Genomic DNA, 12,833 nt, shown 5'->3' on the forward strand with positions numbered 1-12,833 from the left:
CGCGGCCGATGGATCAGTACTTGAAGCGGAAGTTGAGGTAGTACTGGCGGCCGTTGCTGTAGAACGACGTCGGAATGGCCGCGGTCTGGTAGTACTTGTAGGTCGGGTTGTTGAGGTTCAGCGCATCCAGGCTGATGCTCAGCCAGTCGGTGGCCTTGTAGCTCAACGAGGCCGACAGCGTGCCGAAATCATCCTGGTAGTACGGGTTGGTGCCCGACAGGCTGATCAGGAACGACGAGCGGTGCGTGTAGCTGACGCGTGCTCCGAAACGCTCGTTCTCGAAGTAGGCCCCCACGTTGTAGGTGTTCTTCGAGGTACCCAGCAGGTTGTGCGAACCGTCGGACCAGGTGTGGGCCGTGGTGCCGTTGGCGTAGGTGTAGTTGGCGTTGATGCCGAAGTACTCGCCGATCGGCTGCTCATAGGCCACTTCCACGCCGGTGACCTTGCCGTCGGCATTGATCGGGGTGGAGATCTGGTAGGTCTCGAGCTGGTTGGTCAGTTCGCTGTACAGCTGGCGCGAGACCACGTCGAAGGCGATGTAGTCCTTCATGTCCATGTGGTACGCACCGACCGACAGCAGGCCGCGCGGCATGAAGTACCACTCCAGGTTGGCGTCGAAGTTCGTGGACAGGGTCGGCTTCAGGTTCGGGTTGCCACCGCCGCCGGTCTTGTTCAGGTCCGAACCCCACGACGAAGCGCCCAGGGCCGAATAATCCGGCAGGGTCTGGGTCTGCGACGCGGCCACGCGCAGCACCAGCCTGTCGTCCAGGTCGAACTTGATGTTGGCGCTGGGCAGGACGCGGTTGCGCTTGTTCTGGAAGGCGGTGCGCTCCCACATGCCGAACAGGCTGCTCACATCGGCATCGGCGGCATTGCTGACCGCGTTGTAGGTGTCGATGTCCTGCTTGATGTTGACGTAGCGCAGGCCGACGTTGCCGCTCCACCAGTCGCCGCTGAAGTTGGCCTGCACGTAGCCGGCGAAGTTCTTCTCCTTCACCTTCCACTCGGCACCGTAGTTGTGGCGGCCGGTGGGGCCATCGTTGCCGGCCAGCCAGGTGGAGTTGTTGATGATCGCGTTCTTCAGTGCATCCGGCGTGTAGTACCAGATGTTGCGCGGGAAGGTGCCGCCGACATCACCGGCGAAGCCGCTGGGATAGTTGGCGGTGGCGCTGCCCTGCAGTGCGGACCAGATGTCACCCGGGGTCGCACCTTCCGGCGAGAGCGCTTCGCGTTCGTGGTCGGCGAAGCGCACGCCGAAGTCCACGGAGTTCAGCACGCCGGTGCCGAAATACTGGCTGAAGTCCAGCGTGGCCCAGTCTTCCTTGTCTTCGGCGCGGACCAGCTGGTTGCCCCACGTGCCGAAACTGGTGACGCCGCTGGGGCTGATGTCGCCGCCGATGTTCCAGTCCACCGGCGAACCGGCGCCGTGCGTTGCCCAGCTGGCACCGCCGCCCTGGCCGAGCGTGACTTCAGCAATGAACTGGCGCGGGGTTTCACCGGTGCCCTTGGTGGTACCGGCCTGGAACTTCATGTCCAGGGTGTCGTTGATCTGCCAGTCGGCGTCGAACGTGACGTAGTTGGTCTTGGCCGTGGCTTCACGGTAGATCATGTCGTAGACACCGTAGTTGGTGCCCGGGACGCCCGCGTAGGTGGCATTGCTCAGCACGCCGTCGGTCACGGTGTAGCCCGGGTTCGGCGCCTGCGACTTGGCGAAGTTGCCGCCCCACAGCATGAAATTGCGGTTGTAGTTGTTGGCTTCCAGCTTGGAGGAGAAGCCGCTAAGCGACAGGTTCAGCGTATCGGTCGGCTTGAACTGGATGGTCACCAGCCCGCCCTTGCGTTCGCGGGTCTGTTCGAACAGGGTCGAACCCAGCAGGCCGGGGACGGCCACGCCGATCAGGTCCGGATTGGTGAGGGCCACCGGATCATCGGCGCCGATCCGGGTGAAACCGCCCGGGATTTCCTGCGCCTCGCGGCGGAGCTCGCGCTTCTGGTAGAAGGCCTGCAGCATCACGCCGAAGTTGTTGGCGTCATTCTTGTAGTTGAACAGCGCCGAGTACTGCGGGTCGGTCGACTTGGCCTGGTCCGAACGGACCGCACCTACCGAGGCTTCCGCACTGAAGGGCTTGGCGAACTCCAGCGGCTTGCGCGTGATGATGTTGACGGTACCGGTGGTGCCGCCATCCTGCAGCTTGGCCTGCGAGGACTTGTTCACTTCCACCGAGCTCACCAGCTCGGAGGGCAGCAGCGAGTAGCTGACGCTGCGGCCGACGTTGTTGCCCTGGCTGAGCACGAACCAGTCGGCCGAGCCGACGGTGTGGCCGTTGATCAGGGTCTGGGTCAGGCTCGGGCTGGTGCCACGCAGGCTGACGCGGTCGGCTTCATCGAAGCCGCCTTCGTCGGCGCTGGACGAACTGATGTTGACGCCGGGCAGGCGCTGCAGGGTGTCGGCCACATTGTGCGCCGGCAGCTTGCCGACGTCTTCGGCGGTCACCACTTCCACGCGCGCGTTGGCTTCGCGCTTGGTATCCAGCGACTTCTCCATCGAGCCACGGATGCCGGTGACGGTCACGGTGTCCAGGTCGGTTGCGGTCGGCGCAGCCTGCTGGGCATGTGCGCTGAAAGCGAGGCAGCTGACGATGGCGGCCGAAAGCAGGGTCTTGCGGGTGTTCATGATGTCTCTCCTCATCACTCGATTGGGTGCCGGCGGCGGTGTTCGGTTGCGGTTGCGTTGACGTGCGCGGGGCGGCGGCGATGTCCCGTGCATTGGCGTGCCACGTACTGCGTGCTGCGATTGCGTTGAAGCCTGTTGCGGTGTCAGGCGGCCGACTGCTGCAGGTACCAGCTGGCAGCACCGACCACGCCCAGCTGGCCGTGCTCGACCACTTTCACCGGGATGCGTGCCAGTGCTTCGCCCATCGGCCCCTTCTGCAGGTAGCGCTCGACGAAGGTGCTGGTGCGCAGGTACTCGCGGATCTGCGGCAGGATGCCGCCGGCCAGATAGACGCCCCCATGGGCGCCGTAGAACAGGGCCATGTCGCCGATGGTGCTGCCGAGCAGGCCGCAGAACACATCCAGCGCCTTGCGTGCGTGCGCATCAGTGCCGGCCATCGCCGCGGCGGTGACCGCGTCCGGACTGGCCAGGGTGGGCTGCTGTCCCTGCAGGGCGCACACCGCGCGGTACAGGTTCATCAGGCCGGGGCCGGAGATTGCGTGCTCGATCGACACGTGAGCGCGCTCGCGCTGCATGTGGCGGACGATGGCCATTTCCAGTTCGGTGCTGGCGGCCAGCGTCGGTTGCCCGGCTTCGGTAGCCAGCACGACCGGGCCATGGGCGGTCGGGATCCACAGTGCCGCACCCAGGCCCGTACCCGGACCGACCACCAGGGTCGGTCCGCGCGGGGCGCTTTCCGGCCCACACAGGTGCAGGACGCCGCTGGCGTCGACCTGTGCCGCGGCATAGGCCACCGCTTCGAAGTCGTTGACGATGTGGACCTGCTGTACGCCGACGTCGGCCTCGATCTGCCGCGCGGACAGCGGCCAGGGCACGTTGGCAGTGATGACCGTCCCGTCTTCGCGCGCATAACCGGCCGTGGCCACCACGCAATGCGCCGGGCGCGGGCCGTCGCCCAGGAAGTCGGACAGGATCGCACTCAGGCCGGCGTGGTCGGCATTGCGATACTTGCGGTATTCCAGCACCTGCACCGGATGGGCGGCATCGCCGCTGGCCTGGACCCGGGCGACACGCACATGGGTGCCGCCGACGTCGGCGGCCAGGAACGAGGGCGCGACGCGGGACAGGACATGGGCCGGGGCGGGATGGCTGGCGGTCACGCGGGCTCCTGCTGAAGAGGGGGCCGGATCCGAGGGTGAGGCCGGCTGTTGGGCGGAGTCTGTAACCCCGCTGACAACGATGTCAACGAGTTCGTGACACTTTCGTTGCTGCGGCGCAACGAATGGGGTGTGCGGTAAACGTTTCCATGGCGTGAACAGCGCCTTCACGCCGGAGCCCTTGCTGCACGGGGCTCAACGGCTCCAGCGCATTCAGCACGCGACCGCACGCGGCGGTTGCGCGATGCAGCATGGCCTGCGCTGCCCCGCGCAGGGAAGTTGACAAACCGCCGTTGTCCATCGAAAGAATGTGACAACGTTGTTCCCAGCCACTCTCCGACGCCGCGTTCTGCGACCGTCGCCGCAGGAGCCCTCCTGATGTCCGCCGTCCCCGCTGCAAGCGCGCGCCCGAACGTGGCCACCTCCATCGCCATCGTCGGCGTCCTGTTCTTCCTGATCGGTTTCTTCACCTGGCTCAACGGCCCGCTGATCACCTTCGTCAAGCTGGCCTTCGAGCTCAGCGAGGTCGGCGCCTTCCTGGTGCTGATGGTGTTCTACCTGTCCTATTTCTTCCTGGCCCTGCCGTCGTCGTGGATCCTGCGCCGCACCGGCATGAAGAAGGGCCTCAGCCTGAGCCTGCTGGTGATGGCCGGCGGCGCGGCACTCTTCGGTGAATTCGCGACGCAGCGCTGGTACCCCGGCGCGCTGGGCGGGCTGTTCGTGATCGGCAGCGGCCTGGCCCTGCTGCAGACGGCGATCAATCCCTACATCTCCATCCTCGGCCCGATCGAGACCGCAGCGCGTCGCATCGCGCTGATGGGCATCTGCAACAAGATCGCCGGCATGCTGGCGCCGGTGCTGATCGGCACCCTGGTGCTGCATGGCATCGGTGACCTGGACAAGCAGGTACAGGCGGCCGACGCGGTCACCAAGGTGGCCCTGCTCAATGAGTTCGCCGCCAAGATCCATGCACCGTACCTGGCGATGGCCGGCCTGCTGGTGCTGCTGGCCGTCGCCGTACTGTTCTCGCCGCTGCCGGAGATCAAGTCCTCCGAGGCCAACGCCACCCCGACGGCCGCCGGCGCAGCCGAGCGCAGCAGCATCTTCCAGTTCCCGCACCTGTGGCTGGGCGTGCTCTGCCTGTTCGTGTATGTCGGCGTGGAAGTGATGGCCGGTGATGCCATCGGTACCTATGGCCACGGCTTCGACCTGCCGCTGGACCAGACCAAGATGTTCACCTCGTTGACCCTGGCGGCGATGCTGGCTGGCTACGTGGTGGGCCTGCTGCTGATTCCCCGGGTGGTTTCGCAGTCGCGCTACCTGACCGTTTCGGCGGTACTGGGCGTGGTGTTCTGCCTCGGTGCTTGGGCCACCCACGGCTACGTTTCGGTGGCCTTCGTGGCCCTGCTGGGCTTTGCCAACGCAATGATGTGGCCGGCCATCTTCCCGCTGGCGATCCGTGGCCTGGGCCGTTTCACCGAGACCGGCTCGGCGCTGCTGGTGATGGGTATCGCCGGTGGCGCGATCATTCCGCAGTTGTTCGCCGTGCTCAAGCAGCACATCGATTTCCAGCTGGTGTTCGTGCTGCTGATGGTGCCGTGCTACCTGTACATCCTGTTCTACTCGGTCATCGGCCACCGCGCCGGCCTGCCGCAGGAGCGCTGATAGGCGATGATGGACGGCAGCCAACCCCAGGGAAAACCCATGCGCAGAGCGACCATCAAGGACGTCGCGGAGAAGGCCAAGGTCTCTCTGAAGACCGTCTCGCGGGTGATCAACAACGAGCCCTCCGTGATGCAGGCCACCCGCGCACGGGTGCTGCGGGCGATCGCCGAGCTCGACTACGAGCCCGATCCGTCCGCGCGCAACCTGCGCAGCGGGACCACTTTCGTGATCGGGCTGGTCTACGACAACCCCAACCCGTACCACATCATCGGCGTGCAGAACGGCGTGCTGGCCGCGTGCCGGGAGACCGGCTTCGGCCTGCAGATCCATCCCTGCGACTCGAGCTCGCCCCTGTTGGCCGATGAACTGGCCGACTGGGTACAGCGCTCGCGCCTGGCCGGCCTGGTGCTGACCGCACCGATGTCCGAGCGCCGCGATCTGGTGCAGGCGCTGACCGCACGTGGCATCAAGCTGGTGCGCATCATCGCGGCGACCGAGGACCCGGCGGACGGAGCCTGCGTGTTCGTCGACGACCGCGAAGCGGCCTACGAGATCACCGAGCATCTGATCCAGCTGGGCCATCAGCGCATCGGCTTCCTGTGGGGTGGCAGCTCGCACCGCTCTTCCGGCGAACGTTATGCCGGCTACGAAGCGGCGCTGAAGGACTACGGCATGACCGTGGACAAGCATCTGGTGGTGCAGGGCGACTACACCTTCGACGACGGTTTCCGGGGCGCGCGCCGCCTGCTGGCGCTGCGCGAACCGCCCACCGCCATCTTCGGTTCCAACGATGAAATCGCTGCGGGCGTGCTGGCCGCTGCCAAATCGGCGGGGATGAACGTGCCCTACGACCTGTCCATTGCCGGCTTCGAGGACAGCCCGTTCTCGCGCCAGTCCTGGCCGCCATTGACTACCGCCAAGCAGGCCACCGAGGACATCGCACGCCACGCCGCGCGTCTGCTGATCGCGCAGCTGCGCAGCGATGCCTATGACGACGCGCCGGCACCGCTGCACAACCAGGGCTTCGTGCCGCAGCTGGTAGTGCGCGGGTCGACTGCGCCGATGCGTCCCGCCGGCGCCCGCCCACTCCCTTCCGATCCTGCCTGAGCCCGCCATGTCGCTGTCCGACCCCACCTCCACCCTGATGTTCGCCGAAGCCGCTGAAGCGGCCGACGTCGTCGCCCGCCAGTTCTCGCGCAACCACGCCACGATGGAGACGCTGGCTGCCAGCCTGCGCGCCGCGCCACCCCCGTTCGTGGTCACCTGCGCGCGCGGCAGCTCCGATCATGCCGCCACCTACGGCAAGTACCTGCTGGAAACCCAACTGGGCCTGGTGGTCGCCTCCGCCTCGCCGTCTGTGGGCTCGGTGTATGCCGCGCCGCTGCAGCTGCGCGGTGCACTGTTCATCGTCATCTCGCAGTCGGGCAAGAGTCCGGATCTGCTGCGCAATGCCGAAGCGGCCAAGGCCGCCGGCGCGCGCGTGGTCGCACTGGTCAATGTCGAGGATTCGCCGTTGGCGCAGCTGGCCGATACGGTGATTCCGCTGCATGCGGGCCCGGAGAAGAGTGTGGCCGCGACCAAGAGCTACCTGGCGTCGCTGGCGGCACTGCTGCAGCTGGCCACGTACTGGAAGCAGGACAGTGGCCTGCGCGCTGCGCTGGAGCTGCTGCCGGATGCGTTGCGCGAGGCATGGCAGTGCGATTGGACGGCGCTGGCCGATGGCCTGGTGGACGCCACCAACCTGTTCGTGCTCGGGCGTGGGCTCGGCCTTGGCGCCGCGCAGGAAGCGGCGCTGAAGTTCAAGGAAACCTGCAGTCTGCATGCCGAGGCCTACAGCTCGGCCGAGGTCAAGCATGGCCCGATGGCGCTGGTCGGTCGCGGCTTCCCGGTGCTGGCTTTCGCCCAGCCCGATGAGACCGGCGCGGGCACACGTGCCGTGGTGGAGGAGTTCTCAGCGCGTGGTGCGCAGGTATGGATGGCCGGCGCCGCAGGCAACCTGCCGGTGGCTGCCGCGCCGCATCCGTTGTGCGCTCCGCTGCTCACCGTGCAGAGTTTCTACCGTGCGATCAATGCGCTGGCGCTGCGCCGCGGGTTCAACCCGGACCTGCCGCCGCATCTGAACAAGGTCACGGAGACCGTGTGATGGCAACCGTGCTGCGCAATGCCCGCATCCTGGTCGGGGATGATTTCCGCGATGACCTGGCAGTGCTCATCGAGGACGGGAAGATCAGCGCGCTGCTCCCCGATGCCGCGCCGCAGGTGGGCCAGGCGGCCGAGCAGGTCGATCTCGGCGGCGGCTGGCTGCTGCCGGGTTTCATCGACGTGCAGGTCAATGGCGGTGGCGGCGCGCTGTTCAACAACACGCCGGACGTGGCGGCCCTGCGCACCATCGCGCAGGCGCACCGCCGTTTCGGCACCACCGCGATGCTGCCGACGCTGATCAGTGATGACGTGGCGGTGATGCGCGAGGCGATCGCCGCCTTGCGCGAAGCCATCGCTCAAGGCGTGCCCGGTGTCATCGGCATCCATCTGGAAGGGCCGTACATCGCCCCGGCACGGAAGGGGACCCACGACGCCAGCAAGTTCCGCGTGCCCGATGCGGAGGAGATCGCGCTGGCCGCCTCGCTGGACAATGGCGTGACCCTGCTCACCCTTGCGCCGGAACGGGTACCGCTGGAGTCGATTCGCGCACTGGTGGAGCGCGGGGTGATCGTCGCGGCTGGACATACCGCTGGAACGTACGAAGAGATCCGCGCCGGCCTGGATGCCGGCGTGCGCGGCTTCACCCATCTGTACAACGCGATGTCGCCGCTGCAGGGCCGGGAGCCGGGTGCGGTGGGTGCCGCGCTGGAAGATCGCGACAGCTGGATCGGCATCATCGTCGACGGCGTGCACGTGCATCCGGTCAGCCTGCGGGTAGCGCTGGCGGCCAAGCCACGCGGCCGCCTGCTGCTGGTGACCGATGCGATGCCGCCCGTCGGCGCCGATGATCCCAGCTATGTGCTGTATGGCGAGACCATCACTGCCGTCGATGGGGTGGTGCGCAACGCAGCTGGCGCGCTGGCCGGCTCGGCACTGGACATGGCCACGGCCGTGCGCAACACCGTGCACCTGCTCGGCCAGCCGCTTGCCGAAGCGGCGCGCATGGCCTCGACCTATCCGGCGCAGTTCCTCAATGTGGACGACCGGCTGGGCCACATCGCCGAGGGTTACCAGGCCGACCTGGTGCTGCTGGACGATGCCCTGCAGGTGCGGGGCACCTGGATTGCCGGACAGTACGAGGCCGCCTGATGAGTGCTGCGCCGTCAGCGCGCCTGGGCTCGATCGACGCCCTGCGCGGCATCACCGTGGCGGCGATGCTGCTGGTCAACAACCCGGGCGACTGGAGTGCGGTGTTCGCACCGCTACGTCATTCGGACTGGCATGGCTGCACGCCCACCGATCTGGTGTTCCCGTTCTTCCTGTTCCTGGTGGGCGTGTCGATGGCCTTCAGCGTGGCACCGCGCGCGCTCGATGCTTCGAAGCGACCCACACTGGCGCGTGGCGTGCTGGAGCGCGCGTTGCGCATCCTGGTAGCCGGGGCGTTGTTGCATCTGCTGATCTGGTGGGCGCTGGATACGCATCACTTCCGCATCTGGGGCGTGCTGCAACGCATCGCGGTGTGTGCGGCGCTGGTTGGCCTGCTGGCGGTGTATGCGCGGCTGCACGTGCAGGTCGTGGTGCTTGTCGGGCTGCTGGTGGGCTATACCGTGCTGCTGCTCGGCCTCGGTGATCTGGCGCCATGGACCAACCCGGCCAGCCGTCTGGATACCGCGCTGTTCGCCCCGTGGATCTACCAGTGGCACGCCGATACCGGGCTTGGCCATGACCCGGAAGGGCTGCTGAGCACGCTGGGCGCGCTGGCCAGCACCACCCTGGGCCTGCTGGCCGGCGCACTGCTGCGCAGCGGTCGCGCCGTGGCGCTGGCAGGATTGGGCGCCGCAACGGCAGTGCTCGGCCTGCTGCTTGCCATTGTGCTGCCGTTGAACAAGCAGCTGTGGACGCCCAGCTACGTGCTGTGGACCGGAGGTCTTGCGGCGCTGGCCTTGTGGCTGGCGCATGTGCTGATCGACCAGAAGGGCTGGCCCGCGTGGGGCCGTCGTTTTGGGGTCAACGCGATCACCGCGTACCTGGGGGCCTCGGTGATGTCGGTGGCATTGTTGGCAACCGGCGCCTGGGGCTGGGTCTGGCAGCAGCTGGCGGCGGCGATGCCGGGTGCGCAGGAGCTGGCGTCGATGCTGCAGGCCCTGGCCTTCGTCACCCTGTGGTGGGGCGTCGCGTGGTGGCTGGACCGGCGCAGGATCTATCTCAAGATATGACAGCGCCGGGGTATGGACGCACCTGCGGTGGAGCAGGGCCAGCTCGGCTCATTGCTCGCCGGGGACTGCCGCTGCGGGCTCCACCAGCGCCCCCGCGTGATCGGCCAGCACCTGTACCGCGTGCAGCAGCCCTTCTTCCACCTGCGGCGGGCAGTGCGCTCGGGCATCGTCCATCTCCCGCGCCGCCTGCGCGGCCAGCAGCAGTCCTGCGCAGGAAGACACTGCGGCCAGGCAGCGCGTAGCGCCGGCCAGGTCACGCGCCCTCGCTTCCGTGATCCGCGTTTCGGGCCAAGGTTGGCCGTTGGCACCGTCGCCGCGCGCGATGCTGCGTAACCGGGCGAAGAATGCAGGCTGCGGCACGTTCTCGTGGGCTGCGGCCAGCGCATCTTCCAGGATGTCGGCGGCAGCGGCGGGCAGCCGCAGCCCAGGCAGGGCGTCGCCCAGCAGCGCGTGCAGGCGGGGATGGGTGGGATGGGGCAGGGTCATGGTGGCAACCTCACAGGCAAGGCCACCTGCGGGGCGCAGGGTGGCGGGCGGTGCGGGTTGGCGTGCCGGTGAAGCTTTTCAACGGAGAAAAAGCCGGCGGATCCGGAGATCCCCACGCACCGCCCGCCGCAGAACGACGGAGGGTGCACTATTCGGGCCCGCGATGTTGTCGCAGGCCCGCCGTTGAAAAGCTTCATTCGGGACGCCAATCCCGGCCAGCACAGGGGCGCTGGCAGATGCCACCGTCGCGCGGTCCACAGCGCGATGACATGGGCAAAGTTGCAATGTGTGTGTCCGTATCGCCTATCTGTCGCGTGACCGGAGCGCCGTGTCGGCATCGCGCAATGCCTGCGCTGCCAGCCAGGTCAGATACGACAACCTGCGCGATGGCCGTGCCGATCATCAACCCGCTATGCTGGGCGCCTGACTCAACGGCAAGGAACGTCGTATGCAGATCTGCAACGGAGTGCGGCGCGCGGGTGCGACGGTGGTCGTGCTTTGGGCTGCGCAGACGATGGCCGCAACGGCCTCGGCATCCGCGGTTGAACTGCCCTCACCGGAGGCGCAGGTGCAGATGCTGCAGCTGCTGGAGGCACGCGCGCTGTATCGCGACCGTGTGGATTGGGCCGGTGTACGTGCGACGCTGGCCGCCGCAACCGACGATGCCGACCGGCGCCGGTTGCTGGATGACGCCGCTACCCGCAGCACGGGCGGCCATGGCCGCTGGATTCCGCCCAGCCTGCAACGCCATCGTTCCGGGCGTGCGCAACGCTTGAAGGCCGGCCAGGATGCGGCATCGCCAATGCCGTGGCAGGCCGATGCGCGCGTCGGTGTACTGCAGGTGAGCCCGTTCCTGGACGATCCTCAGGCGGGCGAGCAGGCACGGTATGACGCTCGCAGAACCTACGCGCTGGCGCTGCAGCACCGCATCGTGGACTTGGATGACGGCACGCGGTGCGGCTGGGTGGTGGATCTGTCCGGCAATGGCGGCGGCAACATGTGGCCCATGCTGCTGGGCCTGCTGCCGTTGTTGCAGGCCACCCCGGATAAGGAAGGGGCCGTGATCGGCGGCTTCCGCAGCGCCGAAGGGCAACGGCCGTGGCGACAACGCGACGGAGAGGTCCTGGATGGCGCGAATTCGCGGCTTCGCTCGCGCCAGGCGGCCTATGCGCTGCGCGGCGGTCCCGCACCGGTCGCGGTGGTGTTCGGCCCCCGTACTGCCAGTTCGGGCGAGGCCGTGGCGCTGGCCTTCCGCGGCCAGCCCGGCAGCCGCAGTTTCGGCCAGCTCAGTGCAGGCTATTCCACCGGCAATCAACCCGTGCCCCTGGTGGATGGCAGCATGCTGCTGCTGACCGTGAATGTCATGACCGACCGCCGGGGGCAGGGTGACGGTCGCCAGCTGCAGCCGGATCAGCCCACCGCCCCCGGAGCGTCCGGTCTGCAGGCCGCGCAGGACTGGCTGCTGGCCCAGCCCGCCTGCTCGGGGCGTTGATCTGCACGCAGGAAAGCGAGCCGCGGAAGGGTCCGCTGACACCGGTTCATCGCTCGAGGGCTCGGCCTGTTAAAGTCTCTCCTGCAATCACGTAGCGGAAGCGACCATGGACCACGACACCCCGTTCGAACCCCTCAACGACCTCGAGGTGCGCCTGCTGCAGGCCCAGGATGGCACGCTGACCGCGTCGCAGTTCCTCGATGGGCTGCTGACCTCGACGGCGTTCGTGCTGCTGGACAAGGCCATCGGCGAAGACGGCGCATGGGATGAGAGCATCTCGCCCCTGGTGCTGACCAGCGAGAGTGGCGAGCCGATGTTCGCGGTGTTCACCGCCCCCGAGCGTGCCGGCCTGTGGCACGAACAGCTGCCGCAGTTCGCGCATGCCATGCCGATCGCCGTGCATGCGCTGCTGGCCGGAATCGGCGACGGTGTCGGCCTGGTGCTGAACCCCGGCCTGGACGTGGGCATGGAGATGATTCCCGATGCCGTGGCGCAGTTGAAGCAGCGCGCTGCTGCGATCACGCGGGGCATGGCGCACTGACCACACGGTGCCGGTGGTGGATCCGGATGCGCTCACATGTGGTGTCGCATAAGGACCGGGTTTGCCGCTGAGAAGTGATTCGACGATCACTTTGAGGTTTTCAACGAAAGAGAATTGGCAGTGCTGTGCGTGAGTCTCGGCGCTGGCATGTCTGCGTTGTCGTCTTTGACTCTTTCTTCTGTGCCCTGCAGCCGAACAGTCTGGCCCGTTTCAAGCCGGACGCGCGTTGCTCATGGAAGGACTTCCGCATCACCTCCGTCATGCGACGTTGCTCGCGGCGCTTGCAGCGCCGCGAAGCGACGATCGCTTTCTCAGGTTGCACACCCCCTGCGGCACTGACGTGCTGGTAGCCGAAACGCTGGATGGCGTCGAACAGATCGACGGCATCGGTTTCCAGTGGACGATCACGGCGCTGTCGCTGGATGCGGGCCTGCCGCTGGGCCCGCTGATCGGGCAGGGC

General features: G+C 67.2%; 10 protein-coding genes. 7 read left to right on the top strand and 3 right to left on the bottom strand.

Going from position 1 to position 12,833, the window contains the following annotated elements; genetic code table 11:
- Window positions 1-13 precede the first annotated feature (13 nt).
- Window positions 14-2,674 carry a TonB-dependent receptor gene (locus tag ACVOMM_RS16880; protein ID WP_053519286.1) on the bottom strand — a complete coding sequence of 887 codons (2,661 nt, stop codon included), beginning with the start codon at window positions 2,672-2,674 and terminating at the stop codon, window positions 14-16.
- Window positions 2,675-2,817: 143 nt separating this feature from the next.
- Window positions 2,818-3,834, bottom strand: coding sequence for a glucokinase family protein (locus ACVOMM_RS16885; RefSeq protein WP_053519284.1), 1,017 nt, complete (start codon window positions 3,832-3,834; stop codon window positions 2,818-2,820).
- A gap of 375 nt (window positions 3,835-4,209) precedes the next feature.
- Here ACVOMM_RS16885 and ACVOMM_RS16890 point away from each other — a divergent pair, with 375 nt between their 5' ends.
- Genes ACVOMM_RS16890 through ACVOMM_RS16910 form a run of 5 tightly spaced genes read left to right on the top strand, consistent with a single transcriptional unit; the run spans window position 4,210 to window position 9,854 of the window.
- On the top strand, window positions 4,210-5,496 hold the full coding sequence (locus ACVOMM_RS16890) for a sugar MFS transporter (protein ID WP_053519282.1): 1,287 nt from the start codon (window positions 4,210-4,212) through the stop codon (window positions 5,494-5,496).
- 39 nt (window positions 5,497-5,535) lie between these two features.
- Window positions 5,536-6,603 (top strand): LacI family DNA-binding transcriptional regulator, encoded by a 1,068-nt coding sequence (locus ACVOMM_RS16895; protein WP_049466708.1) that lies wholly within the window; start codon window positions 5,536-5,538, stop codon window positions 6,601-6,603.
- Window positions 6,604-6,610: 7 nt separating this feature from the next.
- Window positions 6,611-7,639 carry an SIS domain-containing protein gene (locus tag ACVOMM_RS16900; protein ID WP_053519280.1) on the top strand — a complete coding sequence of 343 codons (1,029 nt, stop codon included), beginning with the start codon at window positions 6,611-6,613 and terminating at the stop codon, window positions 7,637-7,639.
- Window positions 7,639-8,787, top strand: coding sequence for an N-acetylglucosamine-6-phosphate deacetylase (gene nagA / locus ACVOMM_RS16905; protein WP_481526530.1), 1,149 nt, complete (start codon window positions 7,639-7,641; stop codon window positions 8,785-8,787). The genes ACVOMM_RS16900 and nagA overlap by 1 nt, the downstream gene beginning before the upstream one ends.
- Window positions 8,787-9,854, top strand: a complete 1,068-nt coding sequence (locus tag ACVOMM_RS16910) for an acyltransferase family protein (RefSeq protein WP_481526531.1) — start codon at window positions 8,787-8,789, stop codon at window positions 9,852-9,854. The genes nagA and ACVOMM_RS16910 overlap by 1 nt, the downstream gene beginning before the upstream one ends.
- A 48-nt stretch (window positions 9,855-9,902) precedes the next feature.
- Here the strand turns inward: ACVOMM_RS16910 and ACVOMM_RS16915 are convergent, their stop codons facing one another.
- Window positions 9,903-10,340, bottom strand: a complete 438-nt coding sequence (locus tag ACVOMM_RS16915) for a hypothetical protein (RefSeq protein ID WP_476340425.1) — start codon at window positions 10,338-10,340, stop codon at window positions 9,903-9,905.
- Between the two features lie 448 nt (window positions 10,341-10,788).
- On the opposite strand from ACVOMM_RS16915, the gene ACVOMM_RS16920 reads away from it, so the two are divergent.
- Entirely contained in the window at window positions 10,789-11,832 is a 1,044-nt protein-coding gene (locus ACVOMM_RS16920) for a S41 family peptidase (RefSeq protein WP_481526532.1), read from the top strand.
- 106 nt (window positions 11,833-11,938) lie between these two features.
- Window positions 11,939-12,373, top strand: coding sequence for an SseB family protein (locus tag ACVOMM_RS16925; RefSeq protein ID WP_005411035.1), 435 nt, complete (start codon window positions 11,939-11,941; stop codon window positions 12,371-12,373).
- The last annotated feature ends 460 nt before the right edge of the window (window positions 12,374-12,833 follow it).

This window comes from Stenotrophomonas sp. STEN009 (genome assembly GCF_056760395.1).

What these genes read in the sequence shown, in the direction of transcription:
- ACVOMM_RS16900 (WP_053519280.1), top strand. Translation starts at nt 6,611, where the DNA reads ATGTCGCTGTCCGACCCCACCTCCACCCTGATGTTCGCCGAAGCCGCT.
- ACVOMM_RS16895 (WP_049466708.1), top strand. Translation starts at nt 5,536, where the DNA reads ATGCGCAGAGCGACCATCAAGGACGTCGCGGAGAAGGCCAAGGTCTCT.
- nagA (WP_481526530.1), top strand. Translation starts at nt 7,639, where the DNA reads ATGGCAACCGTGCTGCGCAATGCCCGCATCCTGGTCGGGGATGATTTC.
- ACVOMM_RS16915 (WP_476340425.1), bottom strand. Translation starts at nt 10,340, where the DNA reads ATGACCCTGCCCCATCCCACCCATCCCCGCCTGCACGCGCTGCTGGGC.
- ACVOMM_RS16910 (WP_481526531.1), top strand. Translation starts at nt 8,787, where the DNA reads ATGAGTGCTGCGCCGTCAGCGCGCCTGGGCTCGATCGACGCCCTGCGC.
- ACVOMM_RS16890 (WP_053519282.1), top strand. Translation starts at nt 4,210, where the DNA reads ATGTCCGCCGTCCCCGCTGCAAGCGCGCGCCCGAACGTGGCCACCTCC.
- ACVOMM_RS16925 (WP_005411035.1), top strand. Translation starts at nt 11,939, where the DNA reads ATGGACCACGACACCCCGTTCGAACCCCTCAACGACCTCGAGGTGCGC.
- ACVOMM_RS16880 (WP_053519286.1), bottom strand. Translation starts at nt 2,674, where the DNA reads ATGAACACCCGCAAGACCCTGCTTTCGGCCGCCATCGTCAGCTGCCTC.
- ACVOMM_RS16920 (WP_481526532.1), top strand. Translation starts at nt 10,789, where the DNA reads ATGCAGATCTGCAACGGAGTGCGGCGCGCGGGTGCGACGGTGGTCGTG.